The following is a 14,611-nucleotide window of genomic DNA, read 5'->3' as shown; positions in this document are numbered from 1 at the left end:
AAAATAATTGTTAAAAAATTATTAAAAAGTAATTGCAAAAATAAAAAAAAATTGGTAAATTATCTATTAAAATATAGAGAGTTAAATGCGTTGAACAGGAACAAGTATTGAATTCAATTTCTTTCAGAGAGTCGACGATTGGTGTGAGTCGATAGAGAGTTTTCAATAATATCGCCTGCGAGCAGTACACTGAACCATATAGATACATATATTTAGTAAGTGTCACCGGTGTCTTTCCGTTAAAAAAGATCTTATTACAATTCTGAACAAAATTTAAAGATTTACTTTTGAATTTATGTTAACAGAGAAGAGATAAGGCAGAGTGCTCCCATTGGGAGAAGTAAAGTGGTAACGCGGAAGTTGTATGCTTTCGTCTTTGACAACATCTAATGATGTCAAAGATGAAAGCTTTTTTTTTTACAGAAATTGCTTCATCATTGCATTGCGGTAAAACACTGTATCTGTAAAGTGAAGAGCACACCATTATGACTTTAAACTAGAAGGATTGCTGGTTGTTGCCTATGTCACTACACTTGATAAGAGTATGTGCAAGTCACATATCTAAATTCGCTAATAATTTTCTATAAATACAATAAAGAAAAGGAGCAGTAATTATGAATGGATTGGTTATTATATTAATTGCAATTGTTGTTCTAGTATGTGGTTATGTATTCTATGGACGTTGGCTTGCAAACAAATGGGGATTGGACCCAAGGGCAAAAACCCCCGCTGTTTTGAATGAAGACGGACAAGATTATGTACCTTCTTCCAAATTTACAGTATTTGCTCATCAATTTTCTTCTATTGCAGGAGCAGGTCCTGTAACTGGACCAATTTTGGCATCCGTATTTGGATGGGTTCCTGTATTACTTTGGTTATTAATTGGCGGACTATTTTTCGGTGCAGTACAGGATTTTGGTGCTTTGTATGCCTCTGTTAAGAACGAAGGTAAATCAATGGGTATGATCATTGAGAAGTATATAGGTAAAGTGGGTAAGAAGCTATTCCTTTTGTTTTGCTGGTTATTCACTCTTCTTGTAATTGCAGCATTTACAGATATGGTTGCTGGAACCTTCTCTGCATATGATGCGGTTTCTGGTAAATTGATTGAAGGTGGAACAGTAGCACATGATAATGCTAGTGCAGCTTGTATTTCTATGTTATTTATATTAGTGGCTATTATTTTTGGTTTAATACAAAAGAAAGCTAAAAATATGAATGAGCTAGTAAAGGCAGTTGTTGCTATTGCTCTTCTTGTTGTTATGTTTGCTGTTGGTACAGCACTTCCAATTTACGCAACAAAAGATGCTTGGATTTACATAATTATGGCATATCTTTTCCTTGCTTCTGTTATGCCAATGTGGCTTTTAATGCAGCCTCGTGACTATATGACTACTTTCATGCTTCTTGGTATGATTGTCGGTTCTGTTTTAGGCGTTATTATCGCACATCCTTCTATGGAACTAAATGCATTTAATGGATTTACTATAGAAGGGACTGGAAGTCTGTTCCCAACTCTTTTTGTTACTATTGCATGTGGTGCTGTATCAGGATTTCATAGTTTAGTATCTTCGGGAACGGCTTCAAAAACTGTTCGAAACGAAAAGGATCTTCCTATGATTGGCTATGGTGCTATGGTTGTTGAAACACTTCTTGGTGTAGTAGCTTTAGTTGTAGTTGGAGCAGTTGCTGTAAATGGAACAAAGCCAGATGGAACACCATTTGCTATTTTCTCTTCAGGTGTGGCAGGATTTTTAATTAAAATGGGAATACCACAACAATTTGCGACTGTTTTTATGACAATGTGTGTATCTGCACTTGCACTTACATCACTTGATTCTGTTGCAAGAATTGGACGTATGTCATGGCAAGAACTTTTCTATGCGGATACAACAGATTCAAGTAAAATGGAACCATGGAGAAAAGTACTTACAAACAAATACTTTGCAACTGTTATTACATTAATCTGTGGTTACATGCTTTGTCTTGGCGGTTATAATAATGTATGGGCATTGTTTGGTTCTGCGAACCAGTTACTTGCAGCTTTAGTTTTAATTGCACTATCTGTATTCTTAAAGACTACAGGACGTACAGGTTGGACCTTATATGTTCCAATGGGCGTTATGTTAATCGTAACATTTACAGCGTTAATACAAAAAACAATTGCTATTTGTGATAAACTCTTTGTGTCAGGTGGATTTGTATTCATGATTGACGGTTTACAGTTATTCATAGCTTTAATGCTTATGGTACTTGGTATCTTGGTAGCGTTTAGTTGTATCAAGAAATTATTTGTAAAAGTTAAAGAAGCATAATTAATACGAAAAATGAAAGTCTTCTCAGGAAAAATCAGTCTTGAGAGGGCTTTATTTTTATATAGGTTTCTAATGTTCTATTTTTTCTAGATGTGTGGTAGAATAAGTTTACTTATGTAGTTATTAAAGTAAAGGAATAGGTCGTGATTCTATGTTAATAGAAAGAGATATGCCTTATAGTAGGTTACGCAATTATATAGTTGATACAACAAGTTATGGACTAGAAGGATTAAATGGTAAAGAAAAAGTAGAGCGTGAGACATGTATCAAGCAGGCAGTGGAAGACATGGATAAACTTCTTCCTAATGATATGAACACTACTAACAGCAAAATTAAAGAATATGTGGATGAAGATGGGCAAGTAATAGGTGCGTTGTGGACAACTGTCCAAAGAGAAGAGGATTATCTTCTTCTTAATTTAATACATGTAAAGGAAGAACAAAGAGGCAAGGGATATGGAAAGAAGTTAATGGACCTTGTTATAGAAGAAGCATCGGAGAAGGGACTTGAATTAGTAGCACTTGGGGCATATAAAGCAAATAAAGCAGCAGTCTCCCTTTATAAAAAATGTGGATTTATAATATTTGATGAAGAAGAAACTCGTTATAATATGTTACGTTTGGTAAATGAAAACTAGTTTTTAGCTAATGACGAAAGAGATGAGGTTATAAGATGGAAAGAAACTGTAGTTTAAGTGATATATCTGATGGAAGATTCTATGAGTTGAATGATATGGTAAAGGCAGGTTGTGATGATTGCAAAGGTTGCTCTGCATGTTGTCAGGGAATGGGAAGTTCACTGGTACTTGACCCGTTAGATATTTATCGTTTGTCAGAGAATTTGAATTGTAGATTCGAAGACTTATTAGTTGATAAGATTGAACTTAATCTAGTAGATTCCGTAATCTTACCCAATCTTCGTATGACAGGAGAAGAGGAAAGGTGTGTTTTCTTGAACCAAGAAGGTAGATGTAGCATCCACACATTCCGCCCTGGATTTTGCCGTATATTTCCATTAGGTAGATATTATGATGAAGAAAGTTTTAAGTACATATTACAAGTTAATGAGTGTAGCAAGCCTAATAAAACAAAGGTTAAGGTTAGCAAATGGATTGATACTCCAGATTTAAAAAAGAATCAAGAGTTTGTTAATCAATGGCATTACTTCTTAAAAGAGGTGCAAGCGGCAATGATGAAGGCAGAAAACGAAGTAGTAAGAAAGAAAATCTCTATGTATGTACTTCAGCTATTCTATGTAACTGCATTTTTGAAAGAAAGAGATTTTTATGAGCAATTTGAAGAACGTTTGGCTGTTGCAAAGAGAGAAATCAAAGCAGTGTTTTAGCTTACAACCATTGACAAAGGATAATAGACAAGCTATCATATTAAACATATAGAACTAATATGAAATTAAGATTATAATTAAGGATGGTATATATGTTAAATGAATTTTCAAGAGCACAATTATTACTAGGCGAAGAACATATGCAGGAACTTGCGAAGGCAAGAGTTGCAGTGTTTGGAATTGGTGGCGTTGGTGGATATACTGTTGAAGCACTTGCTAGATGTGGAGTAGGAGCATTCGATTTAATAGATGATGATAAGGTATGCCTAACGAATATTAATCGTCAAATTATAGCAACTAGAAAGACTGTTGGTAAATATAAAGCGGATGTTATGAAAGAACGTATTCTCGAGATTAATCCGAAAGCAGAGGTAACAGTACATAAGTGTTTCTATCTGCCTGAAACTGCGGATCAATTCGATTTTAGTCAATATGCATATGTAGTAGACGCTGTGGATACAGTGACAGCAAAAATTGATATTATTATGCGTGCGAAAGAAGCAAATGTACCTGTTATTAGTTGTATGGGAGCAGGTAATAAACTTGATCCTACTAAATTTGAGGTAACGGATATCTATAAGACTACGATGTGTCCATTGGCTAAGGTTATGCGTCGTGAACTTAAGAAGAGAGGCGTTAAGAAGCTAACAGTTGTATATTCAAAAGAAAAACCTACTAGACCGTTAGAAGATATGTCAATGAGTTGTAGAAGCCATTGTATCTGCCCTCCTGGAGCGCAAAGAAAATGTACAGACCGTAGGGATATTCCAGGAAGTTTATCCTTTGTTCCTTCTGTTGCTGGACTAATTATGGCAGGAGAGATTGTTAAGAATATTGGAGCGAATTCTTCGGTATAATATAAGAAATACCTATTGAGCTTAGAGTGAAGCATCAATAGGTATTTTCTTATATTATAGATTAAGTGAACTACTAAAATAGTTATAGTCATAGTCGCCAGCTATATAAAGAAATTGATAATAAAACCCAATAAGTGTATAATTGGCTCAAAGTCTGTTAAAAAGGAGCGTGAAATAAAATGAGTAAAAAAGTAGTATTAATAACAGGAGCATCTTCGGGAATTGGTAAAGATACAGCATTAGTTCTAAAGAATATGGGTTATAAAGTATATGGGGCTGCACGTCGTTTGAATAAGATGAAAGATATTGAAGAAAAAGGAGTATCTATCTTACCTTTAGATGTAACCGATGAAGAATCTATGGTTAACTGTGTAGAAACTATATTAAAGAAAGAGGGAAGAATTGATGTACTTGTAAATAATGCAGGCTATGGTTTTTATGGAGCGGTAGAAGATGTTCCAATTGCTGAGGCAAGAAATCAATTGGATGTTAATTTATTTGGACTTGCACGCATGACGCAGTTGGTACTTCCTACAATGAGAAAACAACATTCAGGAAAAATCATTAATATATCTTCTATGGCAGGAAAGATAAGTACACCATTTGGAGCTTGGTATCATGCAACGAAATATGCGGTAGAAGGTTTTTCTGATAGCCTTCGTATGGAGACGAAACCATTTGGTATAGATGTAGTCCTTATTGAACCGGGGGTAATCAAAACAGAATGGGGAACCATTGCTGCAGAGAATCTAGCTATAGTTTCTTCAAAAGGGGCATATCAAAAACAAGCAAACCGTGTAGTGAATTACCTTAGAAAAACTTATGCATCAGATAAGATTTCAAAGCCAGAGATTATTTCAAAAACCATTGCCAAAGCGGTTAGTGCTAAGAAACCAAGAACAAGATATTTGGTTGGATATAATGCCAAATTATCTGTATTTTCAAAACGAGTACTATCAGATCGGACATTTGATAAGATAATACAAAAGATTATGAGCTAATCTTATCATGAGGGAATACTTATTAGGCTAGTATGAGATAAGAATATATGATATAATGGCAGTGTTTATAGGACAAAACACTGGAAAAATGTGCTTAAGACAAAGGAGAACAGCATATGTTAAAAGATATTGTCACGATTGGTGGAATTACAGTTCACGGGTATGGTCTGATGATTGGCATCGGCTTTATCTTAGCGGTGATAGTAGCCATGCGCCGTGCAAAGGGATATGGATTGAATCAAGAATCTATTATTGACATTGGGTTAATTGCAGTAATTAGTGGTTTCATTGGAGCAAAACTACTGTATGTAATTGTTAGTTTCGGTGATTTTATGAAAGATCCACTTGGGGTATTGGGATCTGGAGGTTTCGTAGTTTATGGGGGGCTCATAGCTGGTGTATTAACGTGTATGTTATATTGCTTTAAGAAAAAACTTAGTTTTATGAGTTATTTTGATATCGTAATGCCATCTATATCAATTGCGCAGGGGTTTGGTAGAATAGGGTGCTTTATGGCGGGGTGTTGCTATGGTAGAGAAACGCACAGCATACTTGGTGTAGCTTTCCCTGCGGATAGTTTAGCACCTGCTGGTGTGAGTTTATTACCAACGCAGTTAATATCCGCAGCAGGAAATTTCTTAATCGCTGGTATCCTTATTACATACGCTAGAAGGGCCAAATATAAAGGAAATACAGCAGCGCTATATCTTGCTTTATATGGTGTGGGAAGATTCTTAATTGAATTTCTTAGAGATGATTATCGAGGAGCAGTTGGATTCTTATCAACATCACAGTTTATATCGATTTTCTTCGTAATAATTGCAGGAGTATTATTCTATGTGAATAAGAAAAGAGGAATAGAAGCAGATAAATTAATAGATATAAGTAATGGAAAGAAGGAAGGTTCTCTATAAAGGGGGACCTTTTTTGCATATTTTTTTGTTACAACTCTTGACTCCTACGTTGCGTAATAGTATATCATGAAGTAGTAGGGCGATGGCGCCGTCGTCCTAAAAAAGGAGGTCAATACGATGAAGATACATGAAGTAGCAAAACTTTCAGGTGTAACCGTACGTACACTACAGTACTATGACAAAATTGGATTACTCGTACCTAGTGAAGTAACAGAGGCAGGCTATCGGATCTATCATGAGGAAGATGTAGACCGTTTACAGCAGATTCTATTCTTTAAAGAATTAGAATTTCCGTTAAAAGAAATTAAAGATATCATGAATAATCCTAACTATGATCGAACTTATGCATTGCATAATCATAAAGTTATGTTACTGGAGAAACGAAATCGTATCGACCAATTAATTCGATTAGTGGAACAACGAATAGGAGGTAATAAAGATATGAGTTTTAAGGAATTTAGTATGGAAAGTATAGAAAATCATAAGAAAAAGTATGCAGCGGAAGTAAGAAATCGATGGGGAAAGACGGATGCATACGCTGAGTATGAGAATAAGACAAGAGGATATTCAAAGGAAGATTGGAGTGCTATCTGGCAAGATGGTGATAGTATTATGGAAGAGTTTGCGAAGTATAGGGATCTATCACCGGAAGATGAGACAGTGCAAGCATTAGTTGCTAGATGGCAAGAATTTATTACTACACATTATTATGAATGTACAAAGGAGATTCTAGCGGGCCTTGGCAAGATGTATGTAGCGGATGAAAGATTCAGAGAAAACATAGATAAGCATGGTGAGGGAACGGCTTCATTGATGTCGAAAGCAATTGAAGTATTTTGTGCTTAAAAGTAAAAATGTACGAACGGAAAAACTTTATAAAATTAATTCTTTACTTTAATAAATTAAAAAATGAGAAAAGTAATTGACATATTATCATACTTGAGTATAATAGTATTAAATTACCAATTCAAAACAATTTAATATATTAAAACCGTTGAGGTGGAGATAAAAATGAAATATGCGCTTACAGAGAGTGAGGGAGGGTGAGAACCTTACAGAGATGCAGTTCATTAAATGGACCACTGAGGGCATGGTCAAAGTAGTTTGTAAAAACTGCGAGTATTCCATGACGTGAGGGCATACGTAAGTTGCCGGAAATATGATAGTATTTCGCAGAGAGTGTGGGAAACCATAAATCAAGGTGGCACCGCGGTATAAGTATAATTATGACCGTCCTTGACTATTGCTTTAAGCAATAGTCAGGGGCGTTTTTTTATACCTATTTATAATATTACGACTCCGAGCGGAAATAACAGACATGTAATGAAAGGGAGGAATACCATGATCACATTAGTAGAAGCAAAGCAAATTGCAAAAGGCTACCAAGTTGTACCGATCTATACCGAAATCTTATCCGATATTCGTACTCCAATAGAGGTGCTTAGGGCTCTCAAAAAAGTAAGTCGCCATTGTTACTTATTAGAGAGCGTTGAGAATCAAGAAATCTGGGGCAGATATACGTATCTTGGTTATGATCCTAAGATGGAAGTTAGTTGCGTTGATGGAGTGGTAACGTTTAAAAAAGGTAAAGATGTTAGCCAGGTGGAAGGAAATCCAGGAGAATGTATCAAAGAAATCTTACAACAATATACCAGTCCTAAGATTGCTGGAATGCCAACATTTACAGGTGGATTAGTTGGGTATTTTGCTTATGATTATGCAAAATACAAGGAACCGAAATTGAAGTTAACTGCCAATGATGAAGAGAATTTTAGAGATGTTGATTTGATGCTATTCGATAAGGTGATTGCCTTTGATAATGTAAAACAGAAGATTTTTGTGATTGCCAATGCAAGAACAGAGGATTTGGATAAAGAGTATGACCGTTGTATTAATGAGATTAATGAAATGATTCAACTAATCCAGTATGGGGATCAGTTGATAGAGAGTCCAGGTAAACTTACTTCTGAATTCACACCACTATTTTCTGAAAAAGAGTATTGTGAAATGGTTACAAAGGCAAAGAGATATATCTATGAAGGAGACATTTTCCAAGTGGTATTATCGAACCGCTTAGAAGCACAGTATGAAGGAAGTTTGTTGAATGTCTATAGGCTACTTCGAACCACGAATCCTTCCCCATATATGTTTTACTTTAGCAGTGATGATATGGAAGTGGCAGGGGCTTCACCAGAGACTTTAGTGAAATTAGAAAACGGAACATTGCATACATTTCCTTTGGCGGGTACGAGACCAAGAGGAAAGGATAAAGAGGAAGATGAGGCACTAGAGAAAGAGTTACTGGAAGATGAGAAGGAACTTGCAGAACACAATATGCTAGTTGACCTAGGTCGTAACGATTTAGGTAAGATTAGTGAGTTTGGTAGTGTTAAAGTCGAGAAATATATGGAGATTCAAAGATTTTCGCACGTTATGCATATCGGATCTACAGTGGCTTCAACCATAAGAAAAAATCAATGTAGTCTTGATGCAATTGATGCTGTGTTACCAGCGGGAACCTTGTCGGGGGCGCCGAAGATTCGAGCAATGGAGATAATTAACGAATTAGAGAATAATAAGCGAGGTATCTATGGAGGGGCAATTGGATATATAGATTTCACTGGAAATATGGATACTTGTATTGCAATCCGAACTGCCTATAAGAAGAACGGAAAGGTATTTGTACGTTCTGGAGCTGGAATAGTAGCAGATAGTGTACCTGATAAAGAATATCAGGAGAGTATTAACAAGGCGAAAGCAGTAATGGATGCAGTTAAGAACGGTCAAGAAGAATTGTAGAATGGAGGGAGAATATGATTGTATTAATTGATAACTATGATAGTTTTTCCTATAACTTGTATCAGCTTATAGGAACCATGAACGGAGATATAACCGTAATAAGAAATGATGAGAAAACTGTGGAAGAAATCGAAGCAATGAATCCTTCCCATATTATAATTTCTCCTGGCCCAGGAAGACCAGAAGATGCTGGTGTATGTAGGAAGGCAATACGTTACTTTGCAGGAAAAGTACCAATCATTGGTGTATGCCTAGGACACCAAGCAATTTGTCAAGAATTCGGAGCAACAGTTTCTTATGCCAATGCACTGATGCATGGAAAGCAATCTCAAGTGCAAGTTGATGCAGATAGTAAGATTTTTAGAGGATTAGCAGATCGAATTAAAGTTGCAAGGTATCATTCCTTAGTTGCAATAGCAAATACTATACCAGATGAATTAGTAGTAACAGCCAAGAGTGACGAAGACGAGATTATGGCGGTAAAACATAGAGATTATGAAGTGTACGGATTACAGTTTCATCCAGAATCTATATTGACTCCAGATGGGTATCAGATGATAAAGAATTTTCTAAGTGCATAGTGCGTTTTATGTTTAGCCTACAAGATAATAAGATTGAGGAACATAACGAATTTTGTAATTAGAACAATAAGGCATAGAAAGGGGATTTTATATGATTAAAGAAGCAATTGCAATTATAAGTAAAAGAGAAAATCTTACACAGGATATGACAGAAGCAGTCATGAATGAGATTATGACCAATCAAGCAACAGATGCTCAAAAGTCAGCCTTCTTAACTGCTATGGCAATGAAGGGTGAAACCATAGATGAAATCACAGCAGCGGCAAGGGTTATGAGAAAGCACTGTGAGAGATTCTTAAACGATATGGATGTATTAGAAATCGTAGGAACGGGCGGTGATGGATCTAATACATTTAATATATCTACTATGGCTTCCCTTGTAGTATCAGCAACGGGAATACCAGTAGCAAAGCATGGAAATCGTGCTGCTTCCAGTAAATGCGGTACAGCGGATTGTCTAGAAGCACTTGGAGTAAAAATTGACATTGAACCAGAGAAGAGTGCAAAGCTTCTAAAAGAGATTAACATCTGTTTCTTGTTCGCACAGAAATATCATACAGCAATGCGTTTTGTTGGCCCAGTAAGAAAAGAGATGGGGATACGAACTTTGTTCAATGTACTTGGGCCATTAGCGAATCCAGCGGGTGCTAGTATGCAATTGTTAGGTGTATATAGCGAAGATTTAGTGGAACCACTTGCTCATGTTTTACACAATCTTGGTGTTAAGAAAGCGATGGTTGTATATGGAGAGGATAGTATAGATGAAATCTCGATGAGTGCACCAACGAAAGTATGCGAATTCAAGAATGATACATTCAAAAATTATGAAATTACCCCAGAACAGTTTGGGTTTAGCCGTTGTGAGAAGGCAGATTTAGTAGGAGGGGAGCCTAAGGAGAATGCAAGAATTGCAATGGATATCTTAAATGGTATGCAAGGGTCTAAGACTGATGCAGTTATACTTAATGCGGGAGCAGCAATTTATGTAGCATCCGATGATATAACTATGGAAGAAGCAATTCAAATTGCGAGAAAAACAATTGCAAGTGGTGCGGCAAAAGCACAGTTAGATCTGTTCATAGCTATGAGCCAGGGAGAGTAGGAATAAAAAGATCTGAATTTGTATTAGGAGGAAATGCAAATGAACATATTAGAGGAAATTGCAGAGAAGACGAAAATTCGTGTAGAGTCTCAAAAAAAGAAAGTTTCGTTAGAAGAAATAAAACAAAGGGCAATTGCTTGTATGAAAAGTGAAGTCGTTTGTCATACCGATGGAGAAGTATATCGTTCACCGTTTGAAGAAGCAATTGCAAGAGAAGGATTGTCCTTTATATGCGAGGCAAAGAAGGCTTCCCCATCAAAGGGGGTAATAGCAGAAGAATTCCCTTATCTTGATATTGCCAAAGATTATGAGGCAGCAGGAGCGAGTGCAATATCTATATTAACAGAGCCATATTATTTTCAGGGTGACGATAAATATCTAAGGGAGATTACTATGGAGGTATCCATACCGGCATTAAGAAAAGATTTTACGGTAGATGAGTATCAGATCTATGAAGCAAAAACCATTGGAGCAAGTGCAATCTTATTAATCTGCGCCATATTAGATGACGAACAATTATGTACATATAGAGAATTAGCGGATTCTCTTCATATGACTTCCTTAGTAGAGGCTCATGATGAAGAAGAAGTAAAGAGAGCATTGAAAGCAGGAGCAAGAATTATTGGGGTTAATAATAGAGATTTAAAAACCTTCAAAGTAGATATTCATAACAGTATTCGTCTACGTTCTCTGGTACCGAAAGAGATTCTGTTTGTATCGGAAAGTGGTATTAAGACGGAAGAAGATATTAAAGAATTGGTGGCTAATGGTGTTGATGGAGTGTTAATTGGAGAAACCATGATGACAGCAACCAATCGTAGAGAACAGTTAGAGAAATTGATTCAAAGTAGCAGGGGGTGATGTTATGTCAACAACGAAAATCAAGATTTGTGGATTACGTCGTTTGGAAGATGTTAAGTATGTGAATAACTATAAACCTGACTATGTTGGTTTTGTATTTGCTAAGAGCAAGAGGCAAGTTACGAAAGAGTTGGCCGAGAAATTAAAGAATGCACTGGCGCCAGGGATTATTCCAGTGGGGGTATTCGTCAATCAACCAGTGGAGTGGGTGGCAGACTTAGTTAATAGAGATATTATTCAATGTGCTCAACTTCATGGAGATGAGGATGATGAATATATTGCTAAGTTACGTGCTCTCATAAGCAAGAAAGATATCGTTTCGACTCCAGATAGGGAAAGAGGTATCATTAAAGCAGTGAGAGTAAAGGAATTAGCGGATATTGAAAGAGCCAATTTATACGATTGTGATTATATCTTATTAGATACATTTTCGGTGGAGTGTGAAGGCGGGAATGGAAAGACATTCGATTGGAGTATGATTAAGAAGATGAATAAGCCATTTTTCTTAGCAGGTGGTATTAATGAGTCAAATGTGTTACAAGCAATAGAGTATGTAAAGCCATATGCAGTAGATGCTAGTAGTGGATTAGAAACAGATGGATATAAAGATGAGATGAAAATTAAAAGGTTCGTAGAGAAGATTCGAATTGCCTAGAGATTATAAATGGTATATGGAGGAATGACAATATGAGTAAAGGAAGATTTGGTATTCATGGGGGACAATATGTTCCAGAAACCCTAATGAATGAATTAATTAAAATTGAAGAAGTGTACGAATCTTGTAAGAAGGATGAAGGATTTAACACAGAATTAACGGAGTTATTAAATGAATATGCTGGTAGACCATCTCTATTGTATTATGCAGATAAGATGACAAAGGATTTAGGTGGAGCCAAGATTTATTTTAAAAGAGAAGATTTAAATCACACGGGATCCCATAAGATTAATAATGTTCTTGGTCAGGCACTGCTTGCGAAGAAGATGGGAAAGACAAGATTGATTGCAGAGACTGGTGCTGGGCAACATGGGGTAGCTACAGCAACAGCAGCGGCTTTGCTTGGTCTGGAATGTGAGATCTTCATGGGAAAAGAGGATACCATTCGCCAGGCACTTAATGTGTATCGTATGGAACTACTTGGAGCCAAAGTGAATCCTGTTACATCAGGAACCATGACACTCAAAGATGCTGTCAATGATTGTATGAGAGAATGGACGAAAAGAGTAGATGATACCTTGTACGTGCTTGGCTCTGTTATGGGACCTCACCCATTTCCTACAATGGTAAGAGATTTTCAGAGTGTAATTAGTAAGGAAGCTAGAGCACAGATCATAGAAGTAGAAGGAAAACTTCCTGATGTGGTTATGGCTTGTTGTGGCGGTGGAAGTAACTCCATGGGCATGTTTTATAATTTTATTAACGATGAATCGGTTAAGTTAATTGGTTGTGAAGCAGCAGGGCATGGAATTCATACCAATGAAACAGCAGCAACCATCGCTGTTGGTTCAGAGGGAATCTTCCATGGCATGAAATCCTACTTCTGTCAAGATGAATATGGTCAGATTGCACCTGTATATTCCATATCGGCAGGACTTGATTACCCTGGAATTGGACCAGAACATGCATATCTACATGATCTCGGTAGAGCTTCCTATGTTCCTGTTACCGATGAGGAAGCAGTAAATGCTTTTGAATATATTGCAAAACAAGAAGGAATTATTGCAGCAATCGAGAGTTGTCACGCGGTAGCGCATCTAATGAAAATTGCACCTACCATGTCAAAAGATCAGATTATTATCTGTTGCTTATCAGGCAGAGGAGATAAGGATGTAGCAGCGATTGCAAGATATAGGGGGGTTGATTTACATGAGTAGAATTAAGAACGCATTTGAGAATCAAAAAGCATTCATCGGATTTGTAACAGCGGGTGATCCAAGTCTTAACAAGACAGAGGAATTCGTATTACAAATGGAAAAGGCAGGAGCAGCGTTAGTCGAAATCGGGATCCCTTTTTCTGATCCAATCGCGGAAGGACCAGTTATCCAAGAAGCGAATATTCGTGCCTTAAGTGCTGGGTGTACTACAGATAAAGTATTTGATATGGTAGCATCTCTTCGAACAAAGACAGAAATACCATTGGTGTTTCTAACCTATTTGAATCCTATTTTTAAATATGGTACGGAACGTTTCTGTAAGAAGTGTAAAGAGGTTGGTATTGATGGATTAATTATACCAGATATGCCATATGAGGAAAAAGGAGAGATAGCAGAGGTAGCAGCGCAGTATAATGTGGATTTGATTTCATTAATTGCACCAACTTCTGCAAGTAGAATAGAGATGATAGCAAAAGAAGCAAGGGGATTTATCTATGTTGTTTCTTCTATGGGGGTTACTGGTGTTAGAAGCGATATTAAGACAAATGTAGAGGATATTGTAATGAGTATTCGAAAGGTTACAGATACACCAGTTGCAATCGGATTTGGGATACATACCAAAGAGCAAGTTAGGGAATATTTTAAAGAAGCAGACGGAGCAATCATCGGTAGTGCGATTGTTAAGATTATTGCACAGTATGGTGATAAGGCTGGTGAAAAAATATATGAATATGTACAGGGTTTGCTAGCTTAATAAAAATCAAATAATTTATATAAAAAGACAACTTTTCTGGATTCCATTTTGTGAACATATATGTTTGCATATGGAAGACAATTAAAAAAAAGTTGTCTTTTTTAATAAAATATCAATTGATACTATTGTTTAGAGATTAAAAATATGTTATTATCTACACTAAATTAATAAATAATTAGCTAATACTTTGCTAAAAAAGATTAATTAAAGT

General features: G+C 36.3%; 14 protein-coding genes and 1 other annotated feature. All 14 genes read left to right on the top strand.

Features of this window, described 5'->3' with window-relative positions; genetic code table 11:
• The first annotated feature begins 81 nt into the window (after positions 1–81).
• Positions 82–381: a binding site (T-box leader), on the top strand.
• A gap of 233 nt (positions 382–614) precedes the next feature.
• The 14 genes from ACW2QF_RS11625 to trpA all read left to right on the top strand — a co-directional run bounded on the left by ACW2QF_RS11625 (position 615) and on the right by trpA (position 14,400).
• Complete coding sequence (locus tag ACW2QF_RS11625; protein WP_455716171.1) at positions 615–2,315, top strand: carbon starvation CstA family protein; 1,701 nt, start codon at positions 615–617, stop codon at positions 2,313–2,315.
• A 151-nt stretch (positions 2,316–2,466) separates the two neighbouring features.
• The gene (locus ACW2QF_RS11620) at positions 2,467–2,952 is read left to right on the top strand and encodes a GNAT family N-acetyltransferase (protein WP_455716170.1); all 486 of its coding nucleotides are present in this window, start codon (positions 2,467–2,469) and stop codon (positions 2,950–2,952) included.
• A gap of 35 nt (positions 2,953–2,987) precedes the next feature.
• The gene (locus ACW2QF_RS11615) at positions 2,988–3,659 is read left to right on the top strand and encodes a YkgJ family cysteine cluster protein (RefSeq protein ID WP_455716169.1); all 672 of its coding nucleotides are present in this window, start codon (positions 2,988–2,990) and stop codon (positions 3,657–3,659) included.
• 92 nt (positions 3,660–3,751) lie between these two features.
• On the top strand, positions 3,752–4,516 hold the full coding sequence (locus tag ACW2QF_RS11610; RefSeq protein WP_455716168.1) for a tRNA threonylcarbamoyladenosine dehydratase: 765 nt from the start codon (positions 3,752–3,754) through the stop codon (positions 4,514–4,516).
• Between the two features lie 179 nt (positions 4,517–4,695).
• Entirely contained in the window at positions 4,696–5,517 is an 822-nt protein-coding gene (locus ACW2QF_RS11605; RefSeq protein ID WP_455716167.1) for an oxidoreductase, read from the top strand.
• A gap of 116 nt (positions 5,518–5,633) precedes the next feature.
• On the top strand, positions 5,634–6,431 hold the full coding sequence (gene lgt, locus ACW2QF_RS11600; protein ID WP_455716166.1) for a prolipoprotein diacylglyceryl transferase: 798 nt from the start codon (positions 5,634–5,636) through the stop codon (positions 6,429–6,431).
• A 117-nt stretch (positions 6,432–6,548) separates the two neighbouring features.
• The gene (locus tag ACW2QF_RS11595) at positions 6,549–7,277 is read left to right on the top strand and encodes a MerR family transcriptional regulator (RefSeq protein WP_455716165.1); all 729 of its coding nucleotides are present in this window, start codon (positions 6,549–6,551) and stop codon (positions 7,275–7,277) included.
• A 495-nt stretch (positions 7,278–7,772) separates the two neighbouring features.
• Positions 7,773–9,230 (top strand): anthranilate synthase component I, encoded by a 1,458-nt coding sequence (trpE, locus tag ACW2QF_RS11590; protein WP_455716164.1) that lies wholly within the window; start codon positions 7,773–7,775, stop codon positions 9,228–9,230.
• 14 nt (positions 9,231–9,244) lie between these two features.
• Positions 9,245–9,811, top strand: a complete 567-nt coding sequence (locus tag ACW2QF_RS11585) for an anthranilate synthase component II (RefSeq protein ID WP_455716163.1) — start codon at positions 9,245–9,247, stop codon at positions 9,809–9,811.
• A 91-nt stretch (positions 9,812–9,902) separates the two neighbouring features.
• Complete coding sequence (gene trpD, locus ACW2QF_RS11580) at positions 9,903–10,913, top strand: anthranilate phosphoribosyltransferase (RefSeq protein WP_455716162.1); 1,011 nt, start codon at positions 9,903–9,905, stop codon at positions 10,911–10,913.
• A 33-nt stretch (positions 10,914–10,946) separates the two neighbouring features.
• On the top strand, positions 10,947–11,774 hold the full coding sequence (gene trpC, locus ACW2QF_RS11575; RefSeq protein ID WP_455716161.1) for an indole-3-glycerol phosphate synthase TrpC: 828 nt from the start codon (positions 10,947–10,949) through the stop codon (positions 11,772–11,774).
• A gap of 4 nt (positions 11,775–11,778) precedes the next feature.
• Entirely contained in the window at positions 11,779–12,429 is a 651-nt protein-coding gene (locus tag ACW2QF_RS11570) for a phosphoribosylanthranilate isomerase (protein WP_455716160.1), read from the top strand.
• A gap of 32 nt (positions 12,430–12,461) precedes the next feature.
• Positions 12,462–13,646: a tryptophan synthase subunit beta gene (trpB, locus tag ACW2QF_RS11565; RefSeq protein ID WP_455716159.1), complete on the top strand. Its 1,185-nt coding sequence runs from the start codon at positions 12,462–12,464 to the stop codon at positions 13,644–13,646.
• Positions 13,639–14,400: a tryptophan synthase subunit alpha gene (gene trpA, locus ACW2QF_RS11560; RefSeq protein WP_455716158.1), complete on the top strand. Its 762-nt coding sequence runs from the start codon at positions 13,639–13,641 to the stop codon at positions 14,398–14,400. The genes trpB and trpA overlap by 8 nt, the downstream gene beginning before the upstream one ends.
• Positions 14,401–14,611: the final 211 nt, after the last annotated feature.

Source organism: Anaerosporobacter sp. (assembly GCF_965301125.1).
The sequence above is the reverse complement of the archived record's forward strand: the minus strand, read 5'-3'. Positions and strand labels throughout refer to the sequence as shown.